Here is a 24916-nt window from a genome sequence, read left to right as displayed (position 1 = left end):
CCTATACAAATGTATAAAAGGAATAGCAAAAGTTGCTTTTTTAAACAGAAATTCTTTGTAAAAGCATTTATCAGGATGAAAGTATGTATACTAATCCTCATCATCTCCATGGTGCATGTCCATGCGGCTAGTTTTGGTCAACAAGTAACCTTGGATATAAAAAACGGACATTTGGTGGATGTCCTGGATGAGATTCAAAAACAAACGGGGTACGAATTCTTGTACAATAATAAATTAGTCAATAAACAGAAGCGGGTGACCATTAAAGTAAAGAATAGAAACTTTAAGGAAGTCCTGCACGAGTTTTTGAAGGAAAGAAGCCTTACTTATGAGCTAAATCTGAATACGGTTTTGATCGTTGCAAAACCATCATCGTCTACCCTGCCATTAAATGTCGCTCGGTTACAGAAAAAAAAGATTACCGGGGTCGTTTCAGATGCAAAGGGAAATGCATTGGAGAGCGTCACCGTTGCGGTCAAGGGGACAAATGTAGCTACAAAAACCGATGCACAAGGGCGATATACCCTAGAGGTAGAAGATCAGCACAAAATACTTATATTTTCCTTGGTGGGCTACCAGTCAATTGAACATACAATAGGTAGTTCCAACCAAATCGACATGACCTTAGTGGCGGCGGTAAGTGATTTGGAGGAGGCGGTAGTTGTCGCTTATGGAAAACAACGAAAACTCAGTGTAATAGGCGCAATATCCTCGGTCTCGCCAAAGCAATTGAAGACCCCAGTCGCAAAAATCAGTAGTGCTTTAGCCGGACAGATGGCTGGGGTGGTCACTGTACAGGGTTCTGGAGAACCCGGATCAGGTACATCTTTCTGGATTCGGGGAGTAGCGAGCTTCGGCGAAAGCACTGGCCCATTGATCTTAGTAGATGGTATCGAACGGCCCATGGACCTTGTGGATCCCGAAGATGTGGAGTCCTTTTCCATTCTAAAAGATGCAACAGCAACGGCCGTTTATGGGGTGCGGGGGGCAAATGGAATCGTACTTATTACAACAAAGAGAGGTAAGAAGAGCGATAAACCACTTATCAATGCACGTATCGAACGAGGTATATTGCAGCCTGGAGTTTTACCTAAATTAGCCAATGCTGCACAGTGGCTGGATTATTATAATGATATCAACTACGAAGCTTCGGGCAAAATTCAACTTTCTCAGGAGGAAATTGACAAGTATGTGAACAAAGTGGATCCGGATGTCTATCCTAATGTGGATTGGATGCAAGAGATATTCAAGAAAAGGACTTCCAACGAACGATTGAATGTAAATGTTACTGGAGGTGGTGATTTCATTAAATATTATGTGTCGGGCTCTTATATGAAGGAAAATGGTATCTTTCAGCCTAGGAGGACATCAAACTATGATCCTTCGGTAAACTTTGATCGGATCAATTTTCGTTCAAATGTAGATATTAGACTTTCTCGTTCCACAGAGGTAAATTTAAATCTTTCAAACCAGTACGAAACAAAAAATAGACTGGGGGTAGACCTTTGGCGAATGTACGAGATGGTATTACACACAACGCCAGTAGCTACTCCAATCCAATTTTCTAATGGTGCTTATGCTCAGCCTCAAGGCGGGAATAATCCATATTATGCCCTTAATACAACGGGCTTTTCAAAAGACTTTTGGAATAACGCGCAATCCTTGATCGGGGTAACACAGGACTTTTCTGAATTGATAACACCTGGACTAAAAGCGAATGTTAAATTTTCATGGGACGCTAAAAATTCTTCTACATTGGATAAAAGGAAGAGCCCGACAACCTATTATGTTGATAAGGCCAATCCCAGAGACAGTGAGGGGAACCTGATTTTAAAGGATAATGGCAATGGCAGTGATTATTTAAGTTTGGCAGATTGGCATTCGGGTGAAAGAGCGACCAACTTCGAAAGTTCGCTAATGTATGATCAGTTATATGGTGGAAAGCATAGAGTAGGCGGACTATTTCTTTTTTCTATGCGCGAACGGACGAATAACTTTCCTAGTAATGATTACATCGCCGCTTTCCCTTATCGGAATACAGGTATTGCCTCTCGTCTGACCTATTCCTATCAGGATCTTTATTTTATTGAGGGCAACTTTGGTTATAATGGATCTGAAAATTTTGCTCCAAAGAAACGTTTTGGTTTTTTCCCTTCCTTGGCTTTAGGTTATATTCTGAGTAATGAAAACTTCTTTCAGCCCTTATTACCTGTTGTCAATTTTATGAAGTTACGGGGATCTATCGGTCGGATCGGTAGTGATAAGATTGGGGGAAGCCGTCGATTTGCTTACAATTCCGAGATGAAGTTGGAAGGAGCTTATTCTTTTGGTATTGGCGGGAAAAACTGGATTCAGGGGATCGCTACGGGTTATCCAGGGAATCCGCTTGTAGCTTGGGAAAGCGCTTTAAAACGAAATATTGGTCTGGAATTAGGACTATTCAACAAACTGACGATTCAGGCGGATTATTTTGCGGAGAAAAGAGACGGGATTTATATCGTTCAGGAAAGCGTCCCTTCGATTGTAGGTATTAATGTAAAACCTTATGTCAATATCGGTCAAATGGAAAATAAAGGTATTGAAGGCTCTTTTGAATTTAATCATCAACAAGGAGAACTGGGTATACAGGCTAGGGGTAATATTACGTATAACAGAAATAAAAAACTATTCGACGACAAACCTACTCCAAGATGGCCATATTTATCGGAGGTAGGGCAACGTTGGGGACAGCAGCGAGGCCTGATTGCTTTGGGGCTTTTTGAATCCGAAGAGGAAATTGCACATAGTCCAATTCAGCGGTATGGTGACGTTATACGCCCCGGTGATGTGAAATATAGAGATATCAATGGTGATGGAGAAATCACAGATGAAGATATGGTAGCAATCGGTGACACTGAAATGCCACAACTGAATTATGGGTTTGGGGCAAGTGTCTCCTGGAGAGGCTTTGACCTCGCTGCTTTCTTTCATGGTGTGGGTCAAATAACTCGAATTATAGCTGGAGGTCCTTTATACGGACAAACAGGAAATATTTGGGGATATGGACAAATTTATGCTGATGTCGCAGATAACCGCTGGAGTGCCGATAATCCAAATCCAAATGCAGCTTATCCGCGATTGTCATTTAATATTGCAAATAACTCAAGACCATCTACTTTATGGCAACGGAATATGAGCTTTATGCGCTTAAAGAATTTAGAATTTGGATATACTCTGCCTAGACAATGGACTCAAAAATGGAAAATGTCAGTTGTACGACTCTATGCGCAGGGAGTGAATGTGTTTACATTCAGTAAGTTCAAGATGTGGGATCCCGAACTGGAAACGGTTTCTGGAAGTAGTTACCCTCAAATGCGTGTATTTAATATTGGTTTAAGTGTAACACTTTAATAAAAGAAACGATGAAAAAATATTTATACTTCCTGTCTTGCCTTTTGCTATCAGTGTTTTTCAGTGCCTGCAGCAAATACCTTGATGTTGATTTGGAAAATCAAATGACACTCGACGAAGTCTTTAACAAACGTAAGACGACTGAACAGTACCTTGCTCAGGTATATGGCTATCTGCCCATAGAACATGATATGTTCTATAGTGAAGGTGGAAATGTTCCGCTTAGTGATGAAGCGCTATTCTCGTGGGTCTCATGGGTACCCTGGCTTAATTTTGCTAACGGCACTTGGGGTGTAACAACAACTGATTATGCAACCTGGGAACATAACTATAAAGGGATCAACCAGGCGACTGTTTTTATCAATAATGTTGATAAAAATGTAGAATTGAGCGAATCTGTAAAAAGCACAATGAAAGCTGAGGCTCGTTTTCTAAGAGCATACTTTTATTATTTATTGCTTAGACGATATGGTCCTGTATTTGTCTGGGGAGATCGCGCTGCAGATGATAAAATTGATCCAAAGACTGTAGATCGCATGCCGTTACAGGCCAATGTAGATTTTATTCTCTCCGAATTTGACAAGGCAACGGCTGTATTACCACTGGAAATTATAGATCAGGCATGGTATGGTCGTATAACCAAAGGCGCTGTAATGGCGGCGAAGGCAGAACTTTTATTGTACATGGCTCGACCTTTATTTAATGGCGCAAAGCTATATGTTGGCTTGAAAAATAAAGACAGCGAATTTCTTTTCCCCCAGATAGCGGACGCTAATAAATGGGAACTCGCGGCAAAAGCAGCTAAGGATGTCATTGATTTGAATCTTTATTCCTTATATGTGGATACCAAAGAAAAAGATCCATTTCGTCACGCAATAAAATCGTATATGGGGATTTATTTTGATAAATGGAACTCTGAAGTAATATGGGGACGTTGGTCAGATGATGGATTTAATTATAATGTACGCACGGCTCCTCCAAAAGTGGTGACTATAGGTTACGGAGGGTATGCTCCTTCACTTAAGCTGGTTGATGCATATCCAATGGCGAGTTCAGGACGTTATCCGGTTATCGGGTATGGAGCCAATGGACAACCGGTTATTGATGAAAAATCAGGGTACAAAGAGGCTGGCTTCACGGACAATTATGTTCATCCTTTGGATAATTTTGCTGCATTTAAAGCTCATAATAGCTGTGTTGGACGGGATGCAAGATTCTATGCATCCATTCTAGCCAGTGGTATGTATTGGACAAACCCGAAGCCTCAGCCTAGACAGGTAACATTTTTTGAAGGCGGTACTTCATCTTATACAAAAACAGGAGACTGCGTAAAGTCGGGCTACCTTTGGCGGAGAATGAGCGACCCGACCAATGACATTGAAGCTGGAAATTGGGGACAATTTGCTTGGCCTTATTATCGGCTTGCAGAGATATACCTCAACTATGCAGAGGCATGTAATGAAAAGCCAAATCGGAATGAAGCCGAGGCCTTAAAATATGTCAATCTCGTTCGTCAGCGTAGTGGCTTAAATAATTTAGAGGTTGCCTACCCTGAAGTAGTGGGCGATAAAGAAATGCTCAGAACTCTTCTTCGGAAAGAACGTATGGTGGAGCTCGCATTTGAGGGACATCGCTACTTAGACTTAAGGACTTGGATGACAGCGGAGCAGGAAATGAATGAACCTTACTATACACGTAATGTCGCTGCAACAAACTATGAATCTTCATGGGAAAGAACAAAGGATGTATTTCCTGGCAAACGGTCGTTCCAGCCTAAGCATTATTTCTTCCCGATACAACAAAAGCAGCTGAGTGAAATGATTCATATTACACAAAATTATGGATGGTAGTTATTTATTAAAACCGAAAATGATGAGAAATTATATATCCTATTGTGTTTTTCTATTTGCACTACTTCTAATGAATGGGTGTCAGAAGGATGACCGGATGAATAATATGGTAGACGATACCATATATATCCGCGACTATAAAGAGAATAAGATAACCGTATTTGATTGGGGGAAATTTGATTACAATGTGACAATAATTAAGGCGGGTATTGGACAGAAAGCTACAACAGTAAATTTTCAGATTGACGAAGCTTATCTAGCAGATTACAATGCAAAGGAGGGGACGAATTATAAGCTGCTTCCTATGGATTGTTATACAATAGGCAATTCTGCTTTGGAATTTGGAGAAAAAGATACACAACGAGATGTCCATTTTGTCTTCGACAGTGACAAGATAAAGGCCTTACAGGGAAAATATAAAGAGCAATATGCGCTTCCCTGCCGCATTGTGTCGGAGGGAAATTTGTTAAAACCACTTAAACCAGAGATGGGGGCAGTTTTGCTCATACCTAGTGTCAAGGATCCCTTTTTGGAGTTTATTTCGCCGGGGCTACAACTTGATCTGGTCAAATTGACACCGACAGGTGCCGAACAGGTAAAAGGGGAAGCGGTGGTTACTACAAATTATCCCAATCGATGGGATCTCGATTATGAAATCGAGGAATATCCAGCAGCTTTAGATGCTTATAATGCAGCGATAAAGGAGGAAGAAAAGGAAAAACGATTGAAATTGCTCCCAAAGGCAGCCTATCAGTTATCACAGATGCCCTATAAAATTGAAGCCAAGAAAAATAAGGGAAGCTTCGAATTTACGATTATCAGGAAGGGACTTGTTAGCGGAACCACAAACTTATTTGGCGAATATGCATTGCCTTTGCGGATCAAATCTGTTTCAAAAAATAGTATTAATCCAGAGGCATCGACGATACTGGTTCCTGTTTCATTTCAACCACCAGATATTGCCCGTACAGGGTGGAAGGTTATTCAGGCTTCTTCGGAATGGATCGGCGGGGGTGAAAAAGAAAATATTCTGGATGGCAACGTGGATACCTACTGGCATAACATTTGGATGGGGGGAGAACCGCCACTACCACATTTCTTAATCATCGACCTGGGTAAAGAACACGAAATGATGGCAATTGAGCTTATAAGAAGAGCAAACAACGATCTGAAAACGGTATTATTTGAGGTCAGCACCGATAATAAGACCTATATTCCAGTTGGTAAAGTTGACTTTGGTACAAATAATCCAAAACATACACTTATGACCAATATTCCGACGACGAAAGCTCGTTATTTGAAATGTATTGTTACCGAGAGTAACCGTCCACCTTCATCCGCTATTGCTGAAGTATATGTAAAAGGTTTGTAGCGATATCTGATATTTATCGTATTATCAATAGGTAGATTATTGTAGGGTTGTTCGATTTTTTTCGAACAGCCCTATTTCTTTTAGAAAGAATATGCTGAGCAATAACCTCTATTGGTTAATCAATATCGTATGGTTACATTGAATAAATGGTTCCTGAGTCCTTATTGATTTTTATGCGTCTTGTTTAAAAGTGGAGGCGAGGATAGAAGAATGAGACACTATGTAATTATTTTTTCAGCTACCCATCTTTGTAAGGCCTGTAGAAGTTAAAAACAAAAAATCCCGCAATTTTGATTTGCAGGATTTTTTGCTTTTTTTAAGTAGCCCGTAGGGGAATCGAACCCCTGTTTCAAGAATGAAAATCTTGCGTCCTAACCCCTAGACGAACGGGCCATTTCCTTTGTGATGCTGCAAATATAGAAGCTTTTTCAATAAGCACAAAAAAAAACTGCGCTTATGTCGCTAATTCGCTGAAATTGAGAAAAATTATTTTTTTAAGTGACCTTAGCCAACAGCATATGCAAGCATATATTCATTGAATTTCTCATAATGTACCTCAAAAGTATGCCGATCGAGATTGGTGTCGAGCTCAAGTTTTAAGACACCTTGTTTTTGGTATTCGAAAGGTTGTATGGTCATGTTGTTTAAGAAAGAAACCCCTGAATTTCCCTGAAGTTTATAGATTGCTTCTTTGGCGCACCAGCAGGCATATAACTGCTCATATCGCGTATCGCTCTGCGTAATAAAAGCAAGTTCAACGGGTTTGAGAAACTTATGTTGGATACGTTCAACTTTCGTCTTGATGATTTCCATATCTATACCTACTTCCCCTTCCGTACTTATCATTGCTGCGGCATAGTCAAAAGAGTGTGAAAGTGATATCTTCTGCGGGAAATTGGCAAGATAAGGCTTACCATTAGCATCGGAAGGACAGTCAATATAACGCGAAGTATTCAATAACGTCCGCAACAACACACGTGTAGCCAGCCAGTGCAAGCGTCGCTTACCCTTGTTAAATGAGCCTAATTTGGCCTTCTCACGCTCATCCAACTGAAGTTTGGACAATAAATCATCGTCCGATTCCTCAATCCGCCAAATGGCAAATTTGGTTTGGCTATCTATTTCACGTAAATACACTAGACTCATACCCAAATTTAAAAAACAAATCGCAAATTATTGTACACTCGATGTTGAGCAATCTGAAAAATTGATGGGTTTGTTTTTTTAATAAAAAAATAGCATAAAAATTTGTGTGAGAACCGTATTTTTGAATTTATATAGCATGGCCTGATGCTCTTGCTATCTTGATACACATGATTTTATCGGATAAAAGAATTCTTGAAGAGATTGAAAATGGTAGTATTGTCATTCAACCATTTGATCGTAAGTGCTTAGGAACAAATTCCTACGATGTGCATTTGGGTAAATATTTGGCGACTTATGCGGATCGCGTATTGGATGCCAAAAAGCATAATGAAATTAACCATTTTGAAATCCCAGAAGAAGGTTTTGTATTGGAACCTAATACCCTATATTTAGGCGTTACGCTGGAATATACAGAAACACACAAACATGTTCCTTTTTTGGAAGGAAAATCGAGTACTGGCCGTCTGGGAATTGATATCCATGCAACAGCAGGTAAAGGTGATGTGGGCTTTTGCAATACATGGACATTGGAGATATCTGTTGCACAACCCGTCAGAGTCTATGCAGGTATGCCAATCGGTCAATTAATTTATTTTGCTGTAGAAGGCGATATAGAGACGTTTTACAATACAAAGGGTAATGCAAAATATAATGGCAAGACTATCCGTCCTGTCGAATCCATGATGTGGAAGAATAGTTTCTAAAATGAAAAACGTTGGATGGATTATTTTGGGGATGCTACTGATCGTCTTGGTCAGTGGGTTGCTCTATTATTTTGTCCATCCGATGTTTGGCGGAAGCTTTAAAGGTGCGCGATTGGAGCGGATGAAACAATCGCCTAATTTCAGAAATGGTGTATTTCATAATCTTGAGGTAACTCCATCCCTAAAGAGTGATGTAAACATCGTGTCTTTAATGTGGGACTTTCTTTTTAATAAAAAACCGGGGCTGAAGCCATTGGGGGCATTACCAGCCATGAAATGCGATCTAAAAAACCTGCCGTTACAAGATATTCTGGTTTGGTTTGGCCATTCATCCTACCTGCTGAAGATTGATGGTAAATTATTGCTTGTAGACCCTGTATTCAGCGAAAACGCCTCGCCCGTTCCGGGGAGTAACAAAGCATTTAAAATCGCTGTGGATTACACTGCAGCAGACTTCCCCCCAATAGATTATCTATTTATTTCCCATGATCACTATGATCATCTTGATTATGAGACCATAACAAAATTGCGAGAGAAAGTCGGTCAGGTTATCTGCGGCTTAGGGGTAGGTGCGCATTTCGAATCCTGGGGTTATAAACCAGAGCAGATTATCGAAGGCGACTGGTATGATCAAATATACCTTGTGCCTGATTTTAAGGTAACTTTTACTCCTGCAAGGCATTTTTCCGGCCGTAGATTCACTCGAAACAATACCCTTTGGACATCCTTTGTACTGAAGACTGCGAACTATAATTTATTTTTAGGGGGCGATAGTGGTTATGGAAAACACTTTAAGACAATCGGTGAACGGTTTGGTCCATTTGATCTGGCTATTTTGGAGAACGGGCAGTATAATGATGCATGGCATTATATCCATTCGCTGCCCGAAGAATGGGGTCTTGAAACAAAAGACCTGCAAGCAAAAGCCACACTGCCCGTTCACTCTTCAAAATTCGCCCTGGCCATGCACGGATGGAAGGAACCGATGGAGAAGTTTTACGAAACGGCTCAAAGGGAACATAGTAAACTTATTACCCCAAAGATAGGAGAACTTGTTCATCTGAATAAACTGGATACTGTATATTCCCCTTGGTGGCGGGAGCTTGAATAAATTATTGCTTGTTTTTTTCAGCAATCCATAACGACATATATTTTGTGCTCTGTACAGTGTGATGCAGGAGGATCTGGCTAATAAAATTTTGCTGCCGATGTTTACCTAGCTGTACTTTAATTAAAGATAGATTAGTCATGAAATCCGCTTGGTATTTTCGTTTTTCATAACGCTCGTTAATGATACGAGTGCCCTGGATCTGGGCTGTTTTCCAGATGTCTTTATCGTTATACAGTTCCATTGATTTTATGCAGAATGTTTCAGGGTCATCTTCGATAAAGCCATTCCAGGGTAGATTGCCCTTCATAGCTTCGGCACCAATGGACGTTGTAACAGAGGGTGTACCACTATGCATGGCATCGATAAATTTGCCTTTCACCCCTGCTCCAAATTGGATCGGAGCAATCAATAGTCTGTAATTGGACATGGTGTCCTTGGCTGACTCCGCTCGCCCCTTAATATGAAAGTTCTCTTTGGGGTTATGCAGTTGAAGCACTTTTTGCGTAGGATACGCCCCATAAATATGTAATTCTACTTTCGGAAGCATTTTTCGGAGAACCGGCCAAATTGCAGTTTTTAGATATTGTACAGTATGCCAGTTAGGCTCATGGATGAAGTTGCCAATAAACAGCAGGTCTTTTCGCTCTTCGAACGGCTTCCATGCATTAATTTCCGCAGCCGTAATTTCATTTTCAAGAAAAGGTAGGTAATAGAGTATATCCGGTGAGATACGGAACACTTCAGTTAGAATTTTCATTTCAGACTCCGAGATGATTAAGGATAAATCGCATCGTAATATCGATGCAATTTCTCTTTTTGCGGTGTCGTTAAATAATTCCTCAAAGGAAAAATTGCCCTTGTTTTTGATACAGTTTTGACGTGCCTGCCTTAAGAAATGGAGATCTTCGGTATCAAGTATCCGAAGGGAATCAGGACATTGCTGAGCCACCCGCCAACCATATTGTTCCTCCACCATAAAACGGTCAAAGACTACTATGTCAGGTTTTAGTTCTGCGATAAATCCGTCAAAGCTGTCACTGTTTAATACAATGGGTTGTTCATCAACACCGAGAGGTTTCAATGCCGCACTGTAAGGAGACTTTGCTGCAGCGGAAGCAAATGTAATTTGATAAGAACGATCCAGGAATGTCTCGATCAGTTGCATCATTCGAAAACCAGCAGCTGATGATGTTGGCTCTGGCCATACCAGCCCGATAAACAAAACCCTTTTCTCTTTCATGGGCGAAAATTACAGATTAATGTCAAAAGAATTGATGAAAACTTAACAATTTATCATTTTCAAACGATTAGCTTTATTTCGTGTTTATAATACGGTTGGTTATTATACAATAAACGATAATATGGGCAAAACTATTGTTCAACGCATTCGACATTTTTCGCCAAAAACCTATTGGAAAGAGCTAATAGCTGTTTTAGTCATTTTGTTAGCCTTTGTTTTTTTTAGAAATGAAAGAAAAGAGCTGGCGTCTATTATTCCCCAGTTAAAGGCGGCAGATCTGACTTGGGTGTTGGTCGGCATTGGTATAACCCTGTTCTATGTCCTATTGCAGGGCCTGATGTATGTGCAGAGTTTCAAAGCTATTGGTCTTTCGATCAGTTTAAAAGTTGCCATAGATCTATTCTTAAAAAGAAACCTACTTAGTGTATTCCTCCCTGCGGGCGGTATTAGTTCACTCGCTTATACCACCACGGAGTTGCGAAAGAGGAATCTTAATACGACACAGATTCATCAGGCTGGTGCGCTCTATGGTTATGTGGGACTATTGACCGTCTTTCTGATCGGTGTACCCGTAATATTATACACCATTTGGGACAATAAAAATTTTGGGGATGCTTGGATTTCATTACTGATTTTGGGTGTGCTTTTGGCCGTTGTGTTTTGGTTGGTATGGTCTTTTCGTACGCATAAAGGAATCTATCGGTGGATGGAGTTAAAGTTTCCGGCTGTTGCCTCCAATATAGACGAGATATTCTCTGGAGAGGTGAAGATGAAATATCTCTTAGGGACGGTATTGGCTTCAATCGTTGTGGAGTGCTGTGGGATAGCACATGCTTTTGTCAGTATGTATGCTTTGGGCTTGGATCATTCCTTTGAAGCTGCAGCTATCGCCTATACGGTTTCGGTGGTTTTGATGATTGTATCGCCCTTTTTGCGGGGATTGGGGGCGGTGGAACTAACCATGTTATATATCTTCAAAGCATACGGTTACGGCCAGGCCGAAGGTTTGGGTATAACCATTCTTTATCGGGTATTCGAATTCTGGCTGCCCTTACTGTTAGGATTGATTGCTTTCTCTTGGCGCGGTAGGCAACTATTAGCACGTGTAGGACCAGCCTTGCTGATCTTCTTTTTGGGTATGGTCAACATTGTTTCGGTATTGACACCTCCATTGGCAGATCGCATGAAGCTAGACCGGTTTTATTTACCTCTCGAAGCTATCCATGCATCAAAGTTTATGGTATTTGTTCTGGGAGTAGGCTTGTTGGTTACCTCAGCATATTTGATCAAAGGTTTTCGCGTGGCATTTTGGATAGCTGTTGTGTTTAGTGCGCTTTCTTTATTTGGACATGTGTTTAAAGCATTGGACTATGAGGAAGCATCAGTAGCCCTGTTGACCCTTATCTTTTTGGGGATTAGTTATAAACAGTATCCGATTAAAAGTAATATTCGCTGGGTAAGAATCGGATTCGTAACCTTTGCTGTCGGATTGATCGGGGTCTGTTTGTTTGAAATATTGAGCTTTTACTTTATTGATAAACAACATTTTGGTGTTGAGTTTACTTGGCGCCAGTCTATTTATCATACCGTAAAAAGTTTCCTGTTATTCGCTGATGATGATCTGATGCCACATACCAATTTCGGACAGGAATTCCTGCGGATTACACAAGTTTTAGGGGTTTTCTGTTGGTTTCTGCTTATCTATGCGCTGGCGCGCCCGCGTTTGATTGCCGACGAGGATTCAAGTAAGTCTGAACTAGAACGGGCACAACAGCTGTTGGAGGAATTTGGGCAGTCACCGATGGATTTTTTCAAATTGGGGAAGGACAAAGTTCTTTTTTTCTCTGAGATTTCAGAGGGTTTTACAGCGTATCGACTAGCAAATGAATTTGCAATTGTATTGGATGAGCCAGTCTGTGAACAAGGCGATAAAGAAGAACTGGTTGAGGAGTTTGATCGGTATTGTTATGCAAATGGATTAAAAGCTATTTATTATCGGGTTGATGAAAATAGTCTGGTTCATTTCTCATCGCTTCGCAAACAGAAGATAACGATCGGCCAAGAGGCTGTTTTGGAATTAGAGAGATTTACACTGGAGGGGAAAGACCGTAAATCACTGCGTAATGGACTTAATGCAATTCAGAAAAAAGGGTTTACCACAGCAGTATTGAAAGCGCCGCAGCAACTAGAGACGTTGGATGAGCTTAAGGCCATTTCTGACGAATGGTTGAAGGAATTTGATAAAAAAGAAATGGTCTTTTCCCAAGGGATGTTCAATGCCGAAACGCTCGTCGAACAGGATATTATTGTCCTTAAAAATGATAGTGACAAAATCGTGGCCTTTCTGAATATTATTCCTGACTATGCCAAGGATGAATGTACTTATGATATGATCCGAAAGTCACTGGAAGCACCGGGCGGCAGTATGGATGCGTTAATAGTTGAGATGATCAGCTACGCAAAAGCCCAAAATTATAGCTATTTGAATATGGGAATGGTTCCCATGACGGGGTTGGAAACAACAGATAGTCCGGCAGAAAAGATTATGAAATTTGCTTCCACACGGTTGGGAAACTTCAAACATTATCATAGTTTGCGCGATTTTAAAGAGAAGTATGCGACCTTTTGGGAAAACAAATATCTTATCTTTGATAATGATTTTGATCTGATACAGCTCCCTGTTGCATTAGTTAAGGTGATGAAACCTAATGATTAATATACTTTGGAGCCTTATTCAGCAAGTATTACTGATCCTATGAAGAAGTTGACCGTTTTATTTATCATTGGTTGCATGGCATTTCATGTCCTCGCCCAACAACGTTTGATCGAAATGAAATATTGGAATAATAAAGCAGTATTACCTCTGGTGCTTTACTTGAGTGGAGATGGTGGATTCAATTCTTTTTCAAATAAGGTATGTCAGTTGATTGCTGATGCGGGGTACGCTGTGGCTGCTATTGACTCCAAGAACTATTTTTGGAAGAAAAAGACCGCCAAGGATATCGCCGCGGATATTTCGAATACACTCAAAAACCTTATTTTGGCAAGACAGAACCAGCAGCTTTTTATTGTGGGCTATTCTTTTGGAGCGGATGCAGTGCCTTTTATCATAAACCGTATCGATCCCTTAGTAAAGAAAAATGTACGAAGCATCGTACTGTTGGAACCCTCAGTGTCCACAGATTTGGAGATTCATATCGCCGATATCTTGGGGCGGAGTAGTACCAAACGTAGCCTTGACGTTGTTGCCGAGATTAATCGGATAGAAGGGATTAAAACGAGCATTGTTCTGGGAGATGATGAGGCCGAATTTCCGGTAGAGAAGATTCGCTTGAAAAACTTTAACAAGAAATATCTTTCAGGCGGACACCATTTTAGTGGTAATGCAGATAAAGTGGTTCAGACAACGCTGTCTCTTTTTTAGTATTTCTTATCCTAGATCAAATAAATTGATAAAAAGACCTACTATTTTTGAATTAGTTTTTAAATAGAGAAGACATATGGAATTAGGAATAGGAATGTTTGGTGACTCCAGGATAGATCCCGCTACAGGTCAGATCCAGGCTGCACAGGATAGAATGAAAGAAATTATTGAAGAAATCAAACTGATGGATCAGGTTGGGTTGGATTTCTTTGGTATCGGCGAGCACCATCGGGAAGATTATGCTGTTGCTGCTCCCGAAATTATACTGGCGGCGGCTTCTACAGTGACCCAAAACATCAAGTTGGGTAGTGCTGTTTCGGTATTGAGCTCGGCTGATCCGGTCAAATTGTTTCAAGATTTTGCAACAGTTGATTTGTTGTCCGACGGTCGGGCAGAGCTTATGGCAGGTAGGGGCTCGTTTATTGAGTCATTTCCGCTATTTGGATATGATTTGAAGGATTATGCGGATTTGTTTGAGGAGAAATTGGAACTACTACTTCGGTTGAATAAACAGAATCCAGTAACTTGGCGTGGAAATTTTAGAGCTCCTTTGATCAATCAGGAAATTTTTCCACGACCAAAGAATGGATCTTTGCCAATTTGGGTTGCAGTAGGGGGGACCACTTCATCTGTTATCCGTGCCGGAAAATTAGGTTTACCTGTCATGTTCGCAATTATTGGGGGAATGTATGAAAGTTTTGACCATCTATTTGAGATGTATCGCCAAGCTTATGAGGATAATGGACACGATATGTCAAAATTTCAAGTTGGTGTTCACATGCATGCCTTTTTTGGTGATAACAGTGCGCAGATCGCGGACTATTATTATCCGATCTACTCAGCACAGATGAATCGCATCGGAGCAAGTCGCGGATGGCCACCCTATCAAAAGACACAATATGACTTTGGCAGATCTTCGCGGGGGCACCTTATCGTTGGTGATGCAGAATATGCCGTTGATAAAATTTTGGAGATTCACGAGAAATTTGGACTGACCCGTTTTTCTGCACATATGGATGTTGGCGCACCCGGACATAAAGAAATGTTGCGGTCTATTGAGATCTATGGCGAAAAAATCGCGCCTAAAATTAGGGCGGTACTTAATAAAGATAGCTAAAAGAGCGCATTATCATTTTTTTTAAGCAGAGATATTACCTACCTTTGTCAGGTAATTATTTTTAGATAGTAAGATGCTTGGACTTAAGTTGTTGACAGATCCGCGATGGGCAAATATCGCAGAAGGAAATTTGGAGGAGATTTTGACAGATCATGCCTGGTGTGAGCAAAAGGCTGCTTCAAATGCAATATCCTTGATCACAAACAACTCTGAGCATGAGGATTTGGTACACGAATTGACTGCCATAGCCATCGAAGAAATGGAACATTTTAAGATGGTTATCGACATCATCAAAGAGCGGGGCTATACATTGGGACGTGAACGGAAAGATGACTATGTCGGTCAGCTGATGAAATTCTCCAAAAAAGATGGTAGCCGAAATATGGCTTTTATAGACAGACTATTATTTGCTGCAATGATCGAAGCACGTAGCTGTGAGCGATTTCGGGTTTTATCACAAAACATCAAGGACGAAGAACTAGCTAAGTTCTATTATGATCTGATGGTTTCCGAAGCAAATCATTATACGACATTTTTGAATTTTGCAAGGAAATATTCCGTAGATGTCGACGTAGAAAAACGTTGGAAAGAGTGGCTGGAATTTGAGGGCAAATTGATCCAGTCTTACGGAAATAAGGAAGCCATACATGGCTAAAGGATCGCGAATCTACCTATTTTAAAACACATACATAACAGTTGTCCCGTTCTATTTTCTTTAGAACGGGATTTTTTGTCACTTAATTATTCTTATCTTTGTACCGTGATTGAAAAAAGTAAAATAATAGATATCAGGAGTTTGTCTTTGAGTCAGATCAAGGATCAACTGACCGCGTTGGGTGAGCAAGGCTTTCGTGCAAAACAGATTTACGAGTGGCTATGGGAGAAATCCTGTGTTGATTTTGATCAAATGAGTAATTTGAGCAAGCCCCTACGGGAAAAGCTGAAGGAAAATTTTACAATTAATGCTGTCAAAGTTAAGGAGTCGCAAATCAGTTCAGATAAGACGATAAAAAGCAGCTTTAGGCTTTATGATGGCAATATCATAGAAGGTGTACTTATACCTGCACCTGAACGTATGACAGCCTGTGTTAGTTCACAGGTTGGCTGTAGTCTGACCTGTAAATTTTGTGCGACGGGCTATATGGATCGAAAACGTAATCTCAATGCAGATGAAATTTATGATCAAGTGGTGCTAATCAGTAAACAGGCAGAGGAAAATTACAATCAGCCGCTAACGAATATTGTCTACATGGGCATGGGTGAGCCATTGTTGAACTATGCCAATATGATGAAGTCGGTGGAACGTATTACAGCTCCAGATGGTCTTAATATGGCTGCCAAGCGAATTACCGTATCTACTGCTGGTATTGCGAAAATGATCAAAAAATTGGGAGATGATCAGGTGCGTTTTAACCTTGCTCTTTCGTTGCATGCAGCCAATGATAAAAAGCGGAATGAGATTATGCCGATCAATGAGCAGAATTCCTTAGCTGCATTGGCGGAAGCGCTGAAATACTTTTATGCAAAGACAAAGAGCCCAATAACATTTGAATATATTGTGTTCAATAATTTCAATGACGAATTGGAGGATGCAAAGGAGCTTGCTAAATTTTGTAAGCATGTGCCTTGTAAAGTAAATTTGATTGAGTACAACCCAATTGCTCTTGCTGATTTCCTGAATGCGGAAGCTGATAAGATCGATGTATTTGCCAACTACCTCAAAAGCCAAGGAATCATTACCAATGTACGAAGAAGCCGGGGCAAAGATATTGATGCCGCTTGTGGACAATTGGCAATAAAAGATAAAGACAAGGAAACTTCGGAGGCCTAGTTTACAAGATTGTTGGTATCTTTAACTGAGGGAGTTACCTGCATGCAATTTGATCTACGAAATATTCTGGCCGATTTTGTCGCCATATTCTTTCCCAAGGAATGTGCGTGCTGCGGTTGTGCGCTTAAATATCAGGAAAAATATATCTGTATTGCCTGTGATTTCCATTTGCCTTACACCAATTTTCATACCTATCCGGATAACGATACTGCCAGGCAGCTTTGGGGGAAGGCCCCAATCGAAGAGGCTTGCTCTTTTATGCTCTTACAAAAGGGAAGCCGTGTGGAGCATTTAATTTATCAGATTAAATACAATAATCAACCCTTTTTGGCCGAATATTTTGGTTACCAGTATGGACTCAAACTGCTTGAATCGGAGCTATATCGCGGTTTATCAGCGATTGTTCCAATTCCCTTACACAAGAGTAAACTCATGAAAAGAGGATATAACCAATCGGCATATTTTGGACGAGGTCTGTCTCGAGCAATGCATATTCCTTTGCGGGAAGATGTTCTGAAACGTGAACGGGCGACCATGACCCAAACAGGTAAAGATCGCCTAGCACGCTATGAAAATGTAGAAGATGTATTTGTCTGTACACAGCTCTCACAGCCGCTGGGGGAACATGTTTTACTTGTTGATGATGTGCTAACAACCGGTGCGACAATCGTTTCGGCTACACTTACGCTGCAGGAATCGTTAGGATGTAAGGTATCGGTGGCGACTTTGGCTCGTGCCCAATAATTTCCTTTGACAGCCCTTGATGAAGCGATGGTCGATTCTAGCGCTATAAAAAATTAACAAATGATTCTTGGTACATGAAGAAAATCTTCTAAACTCTTCTGTTTACGTAGTTCAATAGATAAGCAAATCCCGCCATACCGATGCCCACGGAATCAGCAAATAAATCCCACCAATCACCACTACGGTAAGTAAAAATATAAAGCTGAAGTAATTCCGTTAAACCAGCAAATGAAAAGCCTAGGAAAGATACAACGAAAATCGGGAGCCAACGTGTTGGTTTTCCTCTAAATTGTTGTATAACACCGTTATACAGGAGTGTACAGAAAACGAAAAACATACCTGCATGAACAAGTTTATCCATGCCGGGGTAGCTAGGCACTGTATCAAAATTATTTCCGGGGAGCGTACATAAAACAATAACTATGATGGCCCAAATAAAACACCATTTATAGTCCAGTAGGATTTTAATCATGAGGATAAATATCCAAAAATTTCCTGACAGAAATGAAATTTAAATAATTTTAAAAAATTATTATACTGATTATCAGTGTATTATTATATTTATTTTGTTTTATATGGTACTATGTATTGCATGGTACCATAAAATACATATATCTTTGTATTGTTATGATAGCTGAAAATACACAAATCCAAATGAGGAAGGGGATACTTGAATATTGTATCCTATCCATAATTTCTCGAGGAGAAATTTATGCCTCCGATATTATCAGCGAACTGAAGAAAGCTCAATTGTTGGTTGTGGAAGGAACCTTATATCCGCTTTTAACACGTCTGAAGAACAATGGCCTGTTAAGCTATATATGGAAGGAATCGACTTCAGGTCCGCCTAGAAAATATTATGAAATTACCCAAGAAGGGCTTGATGTCCTTTCCAGATTGGATGTTACCTGGAATGAATTGGTGTTTGCTGTAAACACATCATTGGTAGGTAGAAACGATGATTCAACTAAACCAGTTAAAGACAATAGCGATGAATAAGACAATAATTATCAATATAAATAGCATCGTCTTCCACATTGAGGAGGATGCCTATGAGGTACTGCGGTCGTACATGATTGATATACAGAAGCATTTCGGTCAGTCGGAAGATAGCCGTGAGATTTTAGAAGATATTGAGAACCGTATTTCTGAGATGTTTACAGAGAAGATCCAGGCAGGAAGTAAAGAGGTTCTCAATATGGAAGATGTCAATGCCGTTATTGATCAGATGGGCAGGGTGAGTGACTTCGAATCGGAGGATCAGGACGATTATGCTTCTTTCCGCCGTGAGAGGAATTCTGACGGTTTTAAGGTCGGTAAAAAACTAATGCGTGATCCTGATGACCGGGTTTTTAGTGGGGTATGTAGCGGTTTGGGACATTTTTTCGGTATTGAGGCCAAATGGGTTAGACTACTTTTTGCACTGTTTGTCATTATTGGTGGATCGGGCCTTTTGGTGTATGTAATCCTTTGGATTGTGATGCCGCCAGCGATTACTAGGGCAGATAAAATGGAAATGCGTGGTGAAGCACCCAATATTCAGAATTTTAAACGTTCTTTTGATGAGGAAATGAGCGGTGTGCGGGATACCTTTTCACGTGGACTGGATCGGACCGGAGACGGAGTGACCAAACTATTGCAAATCATAGTAAAAGCCATCGGCGTCTTTTTTGTTATCCTTGTCGGGGCAACGCTTATTGGATTGATTATCGGATTAATATTCTTTGCATTAGCCATCGTGAATGTGATTCCTGATGTAATGGATGACTCTGGTCCATTCTATTTAATGGAGCCCAGTGATGTGCCATTTGCTTTGATTGCAGGCTTTTTGTCGATATTTATTCCTCTTGCGGGCTTATTTTACTTGCTTTTACGTGTTCTTTTTGAAAAGAAGCCAATGAATAATTATCTGACAACAACGCTTTTCGTAGTGTGGTTGGCGTCTATAGGAGCGATTATCTATTATTCGACTTCAGTGGCAAAAGAATTTAGAGAGTCGAGTACCATTGTCGAAGAAAAGCCTTTGCAAAAACAGTCTGTATACTTTTTAAGTGAAAATGATATTCGGGTAATCCGTTTAAAAAATGGTGTTAAAAGTGGCCTAGGAATACAAAGTGATAACTTTTCGTCTTATCTGAAGCGTGATATTCGGATCCGTATCGAACGTATTGATTCTTTGCAGGCTCCCTATGTGCGCTATGAATATTCTGCCAAAGGAAATACGTATAAAGTGGCTACGGATAGGGCTGCCAAAATCAATTATACTCTTAAACAAGATTCAACTGCACTGATTTTTGATAATGCATTCCAGTTGAGTGAGGGTGAGCGTTATCGGGATCAAGAGGTAAATGTAACGTTGTTTTTGCCTGTAGGTACCAAACTGGTGATCAATGATAATCTGGAGGATAAGTTGCGTGACATCTCATTTTACGATTGCCGCGACCGATACAATAAAGATTTAAGGGATGTAAGAGATGTCGAATTTGTGGTGACTTCGCTCGGTTTGAAATGTGCCTTGCCAGAAAAGGAATCTGAGGAAGAAGAAACTGTTGATTCGGATAGCAATCATATTGTTATTGCTGATACATCCATTGTAATTCGTAGGGATACGATCATCAATGCGAAAAAAGACGGTGTGTCTGTTCAGATAAAAAAGAAATAAATCTTTAAAAGTCTTCCGCTCCAGTGGAGCGGAAGGCAAATTATACAAGCCAATACCATTATGAACCCTGCATGAGCTTATTTAATCTGCAAAGTCAGATGAAAATTTGCCTCATAGGAGCTTCATTGCCATAAAATTGATTATTCCAATGAAAAAGTGTTTTTACTTCTTACTGTTAAATTTGCTGTTTATTTCCTTTGTCCATGCACAGGTGAAGGTTACAGGGAAAGTGCAATCCGCGGATAATGTACCCTTACCCTTGGCAACAGCCTATCTGATGAAGGTTAATTCCGCTGTTGTCCTAAAAGCTGTCGTGACGAATGAATCTGGAGAATACCAGTTTACGGATGTGGGGCCGGGAAGTTATCTCGTTGAAGCGAAGATGGTAGGGTATACCTCAAATCGAAGCGGTTCATTTGCTATCGATAAGTCCGATCATTCACTTTCGGTGATTCAGCTGAATGCTGATAACCGAAAATTGCAGGAAGTTACTGTGGAAGGTAAACGTCCTATGGTGGAAAGTAAACCTGGAAAGCTGATCTTAAACGTGGAGAACTCCCCATTAGCGGCAGGTAACAACGCGTTGGATATTGTACAGCGGGCGCCAGGAGTTAGTCTTGACAACAATAATAATTTGCAACTGATGGGGCAATCGGGTGTAGCGGTCACTATTGATGGACGACAGACCTACATGTCTGGTGAGCAATTGCTTAATTTTCTGAAAAGTACAGATGGAAATCAAATTAAATCTGTCGAAGTCATTACAAGTAGATCAGCAAAAGACGATGCTGAAGGTGCTGTGGGAACGATCAATATTGTTCTCAAGAAGAACCGAATGGAGGGGTTTAATGGAACCTTTAACCTGACAGCTGGGCACGGTGAAAAATTCAGAGGAAACAGCTCCCTTTCGTTGAATTACAAAAAGAATAATACAACATTGTTTGGCTCGTATGCCTATTCTGATGAGAAAGCTTATCGAAAGCTTTTTATTGATCGCGTTATACAGAATGATGGCAAAAAGAAATATTTCGAGCAAAAGTCAACATTGAATGAAGACGAACGCAATCATTCTTACAGGTTTGGTGTTGAACAAAAAACATCTCCAAGAAACACTATGACGCTACAATTCAATGGGTCGAATAATACGGAATATAATGATAATGATAGTAGGACTAATATAGGAAATAGTATGTCGGTATATGACACGATATTGATGTCATCTTCCTCTTTCAAAGAACTGTTTGACCGGTATTCAGCGAATCTAAGCAATGAGTTTAAAATAGATTCCAATGGACGGAAACTGACTGTTGATCTGGACTGGAGCAAATTTAGGAGCAGTAAACGTGTTACTTATCGCAATCAATATTTTGATCCATCTATGAAGCCAATTGGTCCATTGGAGAATGAACGTAGCGGAATGCCCATCGGAATTGATATCTACGTGGCTAAATTGGATTATGAACATCCCTTATCCAAGAAGTCAAAGCTGGAGATGGGCGCTAAGTATTCGAATGTAAAGTCTGACAATGATCTGCTTTTCGAAAAACTACAAAAAGACTCTCAGCAGAAAGACGCCTGGATAAATGATACAACTCGCACAAATCATTTTATCTATAAAGAGCAAATCGTGGCGGGCTATCTGGATTATAATACCAGTATCGGTAAGTGGAGCCTGAAAGCTGGTTTACGTGGGGAGTATACCATGTCGGACGGAAACTCTTTAACGAAGGGCAAGCGCGTGAAACGTGATTATTTTCAATTTTTTCCCAACGCTAACCTGACCTATTCGCTCCACGAAAATCATATATTGTCATTAGGTTATACCCGAAAAGTGACACGTCCCAATTATCGACAGTTGAATCCATTTGATTATTATATTGACAAGTTGACTTTTGAACGTGGAAATCCATATTTAAATCCGCAATTTTCCAATGAGTTCACGTTGAACTACACCCTATTGCAGCGTTATAACATTACACTTGGTGTCAATGATGTGAAAGATGCAATTGTAGAAAGTATGGGGCAGGATTCGATCAAAGGTGAAACCTGGGTTATTCGGGAAAATTTAGGAAGGAATCTGACTTCCTATTTAAACCTTAATATTCCTGTGACGGTATCGAAAATCTGGAGCATGAATAATAACATCACTGGGATTTACTTTGATTTTGATGGTATGATTTCCGGTATTCCGGTAAAAAGAAAATCATTTCTTCTTCAGGCGAATTCTATGCATACGCTAAAATTAAATAAGAGCCTTACTGCCAATGTCAATTTACGCTATTTTTCACCTTTCAAATATAGTGTATACGATCTAGAAGGGCGATGGGATATGGAAGTCGGTGCGACCAAAACATTTAAGGACCAACGAAGTTCGTTGAAATTGGCTGTGAGCGACTTGTTCAATACTGGCAATCAAAACCTGATTACTACTTTTGGTTCATTTGATTCCAAGATCAGGCAATATCAAGATCGTAGGGTAGTACGATTGACCTACTCGTATAAATTTGGTAATCTTAAAAACAATTATCGTAAAAAAGACACGAGCAACGAAGAGAAAGATCGGGCTCAATAGAAAGCTTAATAAAATATATGGTAACAAAAAAGAGGGCAGTCCAATTAAATGGACGCCCTCTTTTGGTTTATACTAACTACTAAAAAATATACTTTGTACTCAGGAAGTTCGATTCATTTTCGCTGACAATCTCATTTAGGAGCTTTTTGTTTTCCTCGGTAAACTTGGCTGCCACCAAAGAGCGGATGGAGAAGGAGCGTAAAGCATCCACCACAGATAATGTTCCCTCGGCGCTATCTTTTCTTCCGGTAAATGGGAAGGTATCTGGACCGCGCTGACATTGGCAATTGATGTTGACACGGCTTACCTGATTGACCAATGGATCAATCAAGGAGGAGACTACAGCAGCATTATTGCTGAAAATACTTACCTGTTGTCCATGTGATGAACCGATAAGGTATTCAATAGGCTCCTCTAGGTCATCAAAGGGCACGACAGGGATAACAGGTCCAAATTGTTCTTCTCTATAAAGCTTCATCTGCGAATTCACGGGATAGACAATGGCCGGATAGAAAAATGATTCGGCAACCTGGCCGCCGTTCTCGTTCACTACTTTTGCACCATAGGCTTTCGCATCTTCGATACATTCCGTCAGATAAGCCGGCTTATTAACTTCTGGAAGCGGTGTTAAGGAAACTCCTTTTTCCCACGGCATCCCATATTTAAGTTTGCTCACTTCGGCAGAGAGGCGTTTTAAAAATTCCTGTGCTAAGCTCCGGTGTACATAGATTATCTTCAATGCTGTACAACGCTGTCCATTGAAAGATAGTGAACCCAATACGGTCTCCGAGACGGCTAAGTTTAAGTCCGCATCTTTTGTAATAATTGCTGCATTTTTGGCATCTAATCCTAATATTGCACGCAATCTATTCACCTTTGGATGTAACTTTTTAAGTTCGTCAGCTACACGGCTGGATCCTATCAAAGTCAGGACATTGATCTTGCCGGATTGCATCAAGCTGGGCACGATCTTGTTGCCGCGACCATAGATGGTATTAACTACACCTTTTGGAAAACTTGTTCTGAAGGCTTCTAATAGAGGGTAATGTAATAGCGTTCCGTGTTTAGGTGGTTTGAACAGCAGCGTATTCCCCATGATCAATGCGGGGATCAATGTCGTAAACGTTTCGTTTAACGGGTAGTTGAATGGCCCCATACATAAGACAACACCTAAAGGCGATCTTCTGATCTGTGCAATAATACCTTGTTCAATTTGAAAACGTGATGAATCACGGTCTATATCTTTTAGTGCATCGATTGTCGCATAGATATATTCTACTGTGCGGTCAAATTCCTTTACAGAGTCTGCATAAGACTTGCCGATTTCCCACATAATAAGCTTGACAACAATGTCCTTCTTGGCAATCATCTTTTGTGTGAAATTTTCAACACAGGTAATACGATCGGCAACACTCATTGTTGGCCACTCTCCACGTCCGTTGTCGTATGCTTGTACAGCAGCGTCAAGGGCTTCGATGGACTCTTTTTCTGTACAAACAGGAAAGCTGCCGATGCGCTTACGTTTCAAGCCATCCTTGGTCTTCACACAAATCGGTGAAAATACCTCGTTTACTTGACCCGTCCAAGAAATCATTTCTCCATTGGAAAGGAACTCTCTTTGATCGACCTGTTCGTCCAGTGTAAATTCTGCGGGAATGTTTTTCTCCTCATAGAAGATACCTTCTAAGTTTAAGCTCATTGTTTTTTAAAAAATGGTTTAGATTGATATTTGTAATGATATTGCTAATATACT

18 protein-coding genes and 1 tRNA gene are annotated in these 24916 nt (G+C 40.4%); 14 read left to right on the top strand and 5 right to left on the bottom strand.

Annotation, left to right across the window (positions count from 1 at the left end; genetic code table 11):
• The first annotated feature begins 75 nt into the window (after window positions 1–75).
• Genes ACK8HY_RS13265 through ACK8HY_RS13255 form a run of 3 tightly spaced genes read left to right on the top strand, consistent with a single transcriptional unit; the run spans window position 76 to window position 6612 of the window.
• Entirely contained in the window at window positions 76–3390 is a 3315-nt protein-coding gene (locus tag ACK8HY_RS13265) for a TonB-dependent receptor (RefSeq protein WP_416133860.1), read from the top strand.
• An 11-nt stretch (window positions 3391–3401) separates the two neighbouring features.
• Window positions 3402–5240 carry a RagB/SusD family nutrient uptake outer membrane protein gene (locus ACK8HY_RS13260; protein WP_416133859.1) on the top strand — a complete coding sequence of 613 codons (1839 nt, stop codon included), beginning with the start codon at window positions 3402–3404 and terminating at the stop codon, window positions 5238–5240.
• Between the two features lie 19 nt (window positions 5241–5259).
• Window positions 5260–6612 (top strand): BT_3987 domain-containing protein, encoded by a 1353-nt coding sequence (locus tag ACK8HY_RS13255; RefSeq protein ID WP_416133858.1) that lies wholly within the window; start codon window positions 5260–5262, stop codon window positions 6610–6612.
• A 321-nt stretch (window positions 6613–6933) separates the two neighbouring features.
• Here ACK8HY_RS13255 and ACK8HY_RS13250 read toward each other — a convergent pair.
• Both ACK8HY_RS13250 and ACK8HY_RS13245 read right to left on the bottom strand, forming a co-directional pair.
• Window positions 6934–7005 (bottom strand) — tRNA-Glu (locus ACK8HY_RS13250).
• 111 nt (window positions 7006–7116) lie between these two features.
• A complete protein-coding gene (locus tag ACK8HY_RS13245) occupies window positions 7117–7758 on the bottom strand; it encodes a 4'-phosphopantetheinyl transferase family protein (protein WP_416133857.1) in 642 nt (213 codons plus the stop codon).
• Between the two features lie 167 nt (window positions 7759–7925).
• Between ACK8HY_RS13245 and dcd the strand changes: the two genes are divergently transcribed.
• Both dcd and ACK8HY_RS13235 read left to right on the top strand, forming a co-directional pair.
• The gene (gene dcd, locus ACK8HY_RS13240; RefSeq protein WP_077437292.1) at window positions 7926–8462 is read left to right on the top strand and encodes a dCTP deaminase; all 537 of its coding nucleotides are present in this window, start codon (window positions 7926–7928) and stop codon (window positions 8460–8462) included.
• 1 nt (window position 8463) lies between these two features.
• Complete coding sequence (locus ACK8HY_RS13235) at window positions 8464–9573, top strand: MBL fold metallo-hydrolase (RefSeq protein ID WP_416133856.1); 1110 nt, start codon at window positions 8464–8466, stop codon at window positions 9571–9573.
• A gap of 1 nt (window position 9574) precedes the next feature.
• Here ACK8HY_RS13235 and ACK8HY_RS13230 read toward each other — a convergent pair whose 3' ends face one another.
• Window positions 9575–10813 carry a glycosyltransferase gene (locus tag ACK8HY_RS13230; protein WP_416133855.1) on the bottom strand — a complete coding sequence of 413 codons (1239 nt, stop codon included), beginning with the start codon at window positions 10811–10813 and terminating at the stop codon, window positions 9575–9577.
• 121 nt (window positions 10814–10934) lie between these two features.
• Here ACK8HY_RS13230 and ACK8HY_RS13225 point away from each other — a divergent pair, with 121 nt between their 5' ends.
• From ACK8HY_RS13225 to ACK8HY_RS13200, 6 genes are all read left to right on the top strand, one after another.
• Complete coding sequence (locus ACK8HY_RS13225; protein WP_416133854.1) at window positions 10935–13529, top strand: flippase-like domain-containing protein; 2595 nt, start codon at window positions 10935–10937, stop codon at window positions 13527–13529.
• Window positions 13530–13568: 39 nt separating this feature from the next.
• A complete protein-coding gene (locus ACK8HY_RS13220) occupies window positions 13569–14237 on the top strand; it encodes an AcvB/VirJ family lysyl-phosphatidylglycerol hydrolase (protein WP_077437288.1) in 669 nt (222 codons plus the stop codon).
• 76 nt (window positions 14238–14313) lie between these two features.
• Window positions 14314–15354 carry an Atu2307/SP_0267 family LLM class monooxygenase gene (locus tag ACK8HY_RS13215; RefSeq protein WP_077437287.1) on the top strand — a complete coding sequence of 347 codons (1041 nt, stop codon included), beginning with the start codon at window positions 14314–14316 and terminating at the stop codon, window positions 15352–15354.
• A 73-nt stretch (window positions 15355–15427) separates the two neighbouring features.
• Window positions 15428–16009: a tRNA-(ms[2]io[6]A)-hydroxylase gene (locus tag ACK8HY_RS13210; protein ID WP_077437286.1), complete on the top strand. Its 582-nt coding sequence runs from the start codon at window positions 15428–15430 to the stop codon at window positions 16007–16009.
• A gap of 108 nt (window positions 16010–16117) precedes the next feature.
• A complete protein-coding gene (gene rlmN, locus ACK8HY_RS13205) occupies window positions 16118–17185 on the top strand; it encodes a 23S rRNA (adenine(2503)-C(2))-methyltransferase RlmN (protein WP_077437387.1) in 1068 nt (355 codons plus the stop codon).
• 42 nt (window positions 17186–17227) lie between these two features.
• Window positions 17228–17929 carry a ComF family protein gene (locus ACK8HY_RS13200; RefSeq protein ID WP_416133853.1) on the top strand — a complete coding sequence of 234 codons (702 nt, stop codon included), beginning with the start codon at window positions 17228–17230 and terminating at the stop codon, window positions 17927–17929.
• Window positions 17930–18017: 88 nt separating this feature from the next.
• Here the strand turns inward: ACK8HY_RS13200 and ACK8HY_RS13195 are convergent, their stop codons facing one another.
• Window positions 18018–18401: a VanZ family protein gene (locus tag ACK8HY_RS13195; RefSeq protein ID WP_077437284.1), complete on the bottom strand. Its 384-nt coding sequence runs from the start codon at window positions 18399–18401 to the stop codon at window positions 18018–18020.
• A gap of 155 nt (window positions 18402–18556) precedes the next feature.
• On the opposite strand from ACK8HY_RS13195, the gene ACK8HY_RS13190 reads away from it, so the two are divergent.
• From ACK8HY_RS13190 to ACK8HY_RS13180, 3 genes are all read left to right on the top strand, one after another.
• Window positions 18557–18928, top strand: a complete 372-nt coding sequence (locus tag ACK8HY_RS13190; RefSeq protein ID WP_077437283.1) for a PadR family transcriptional regulator — start codon at window positions 18557–18559, stop codon at window positions 18926–18928.
• Window positions 18921–20591, top strand: coding sequence for a PspC domain-containing protein (locus ACK8HY_RS13185; RefSeq protein ID WP_416133852.1), 1671 nt, complete (start codon window positions 18921–18923; stop codon window positions 20589–20591). The genes ACK8HY_RS13190 and ACK8HY_RS13185 overlap by 8 nt, the downstream gene beginning before the upstream one ends.
• Window positions 20592–20739: 148 nt before the next feature.
• On the top strand, window positions 20740–23163 hold the full coding sequence (locus ACK8HY_RS13180) for a TonB-dependent receptor domain-containing protein (RefSeq protein ID WP_077437282.1): 2424 nt from the start codon (window positions 20740–20742) through the stop codon (window positions 23161–23163).
• Between the two features lie 79 nt (window positions 23164–23242).
• On the opposite strand, the gene ACK8HY_RS13175 is transcribed toward ACK8HY_RS13180, so the two are convergent.
• Window positions 23243–24862, bottom strand: coding sequence for an NADP-dependent glyceraldehyde-3-phosphate dehydrogenase (locus tag ACK8HY_RS13175; RefSeq protein WP_416133851.1), 1620 nt, complete (start codon window positions 24860–24862; stop codon window positions 23243–23245).
• Window positions 24863–24916 lie beyond the last annotated feature (54 nt).

The organism is Sphingobacterium sp. NGMCC 1.201703, assembly GCF_047784615.1.
GTDB lineage: Bacteria > Bacteroidota > Bacteroidia > Sphingobacteriales > Sphingobacteriaceae > Sphingobacterium.
Note: the sequence above shows the minus strand (reverse complement) of the source record. Positions and strands in the feature narration are given on the sequence as shown.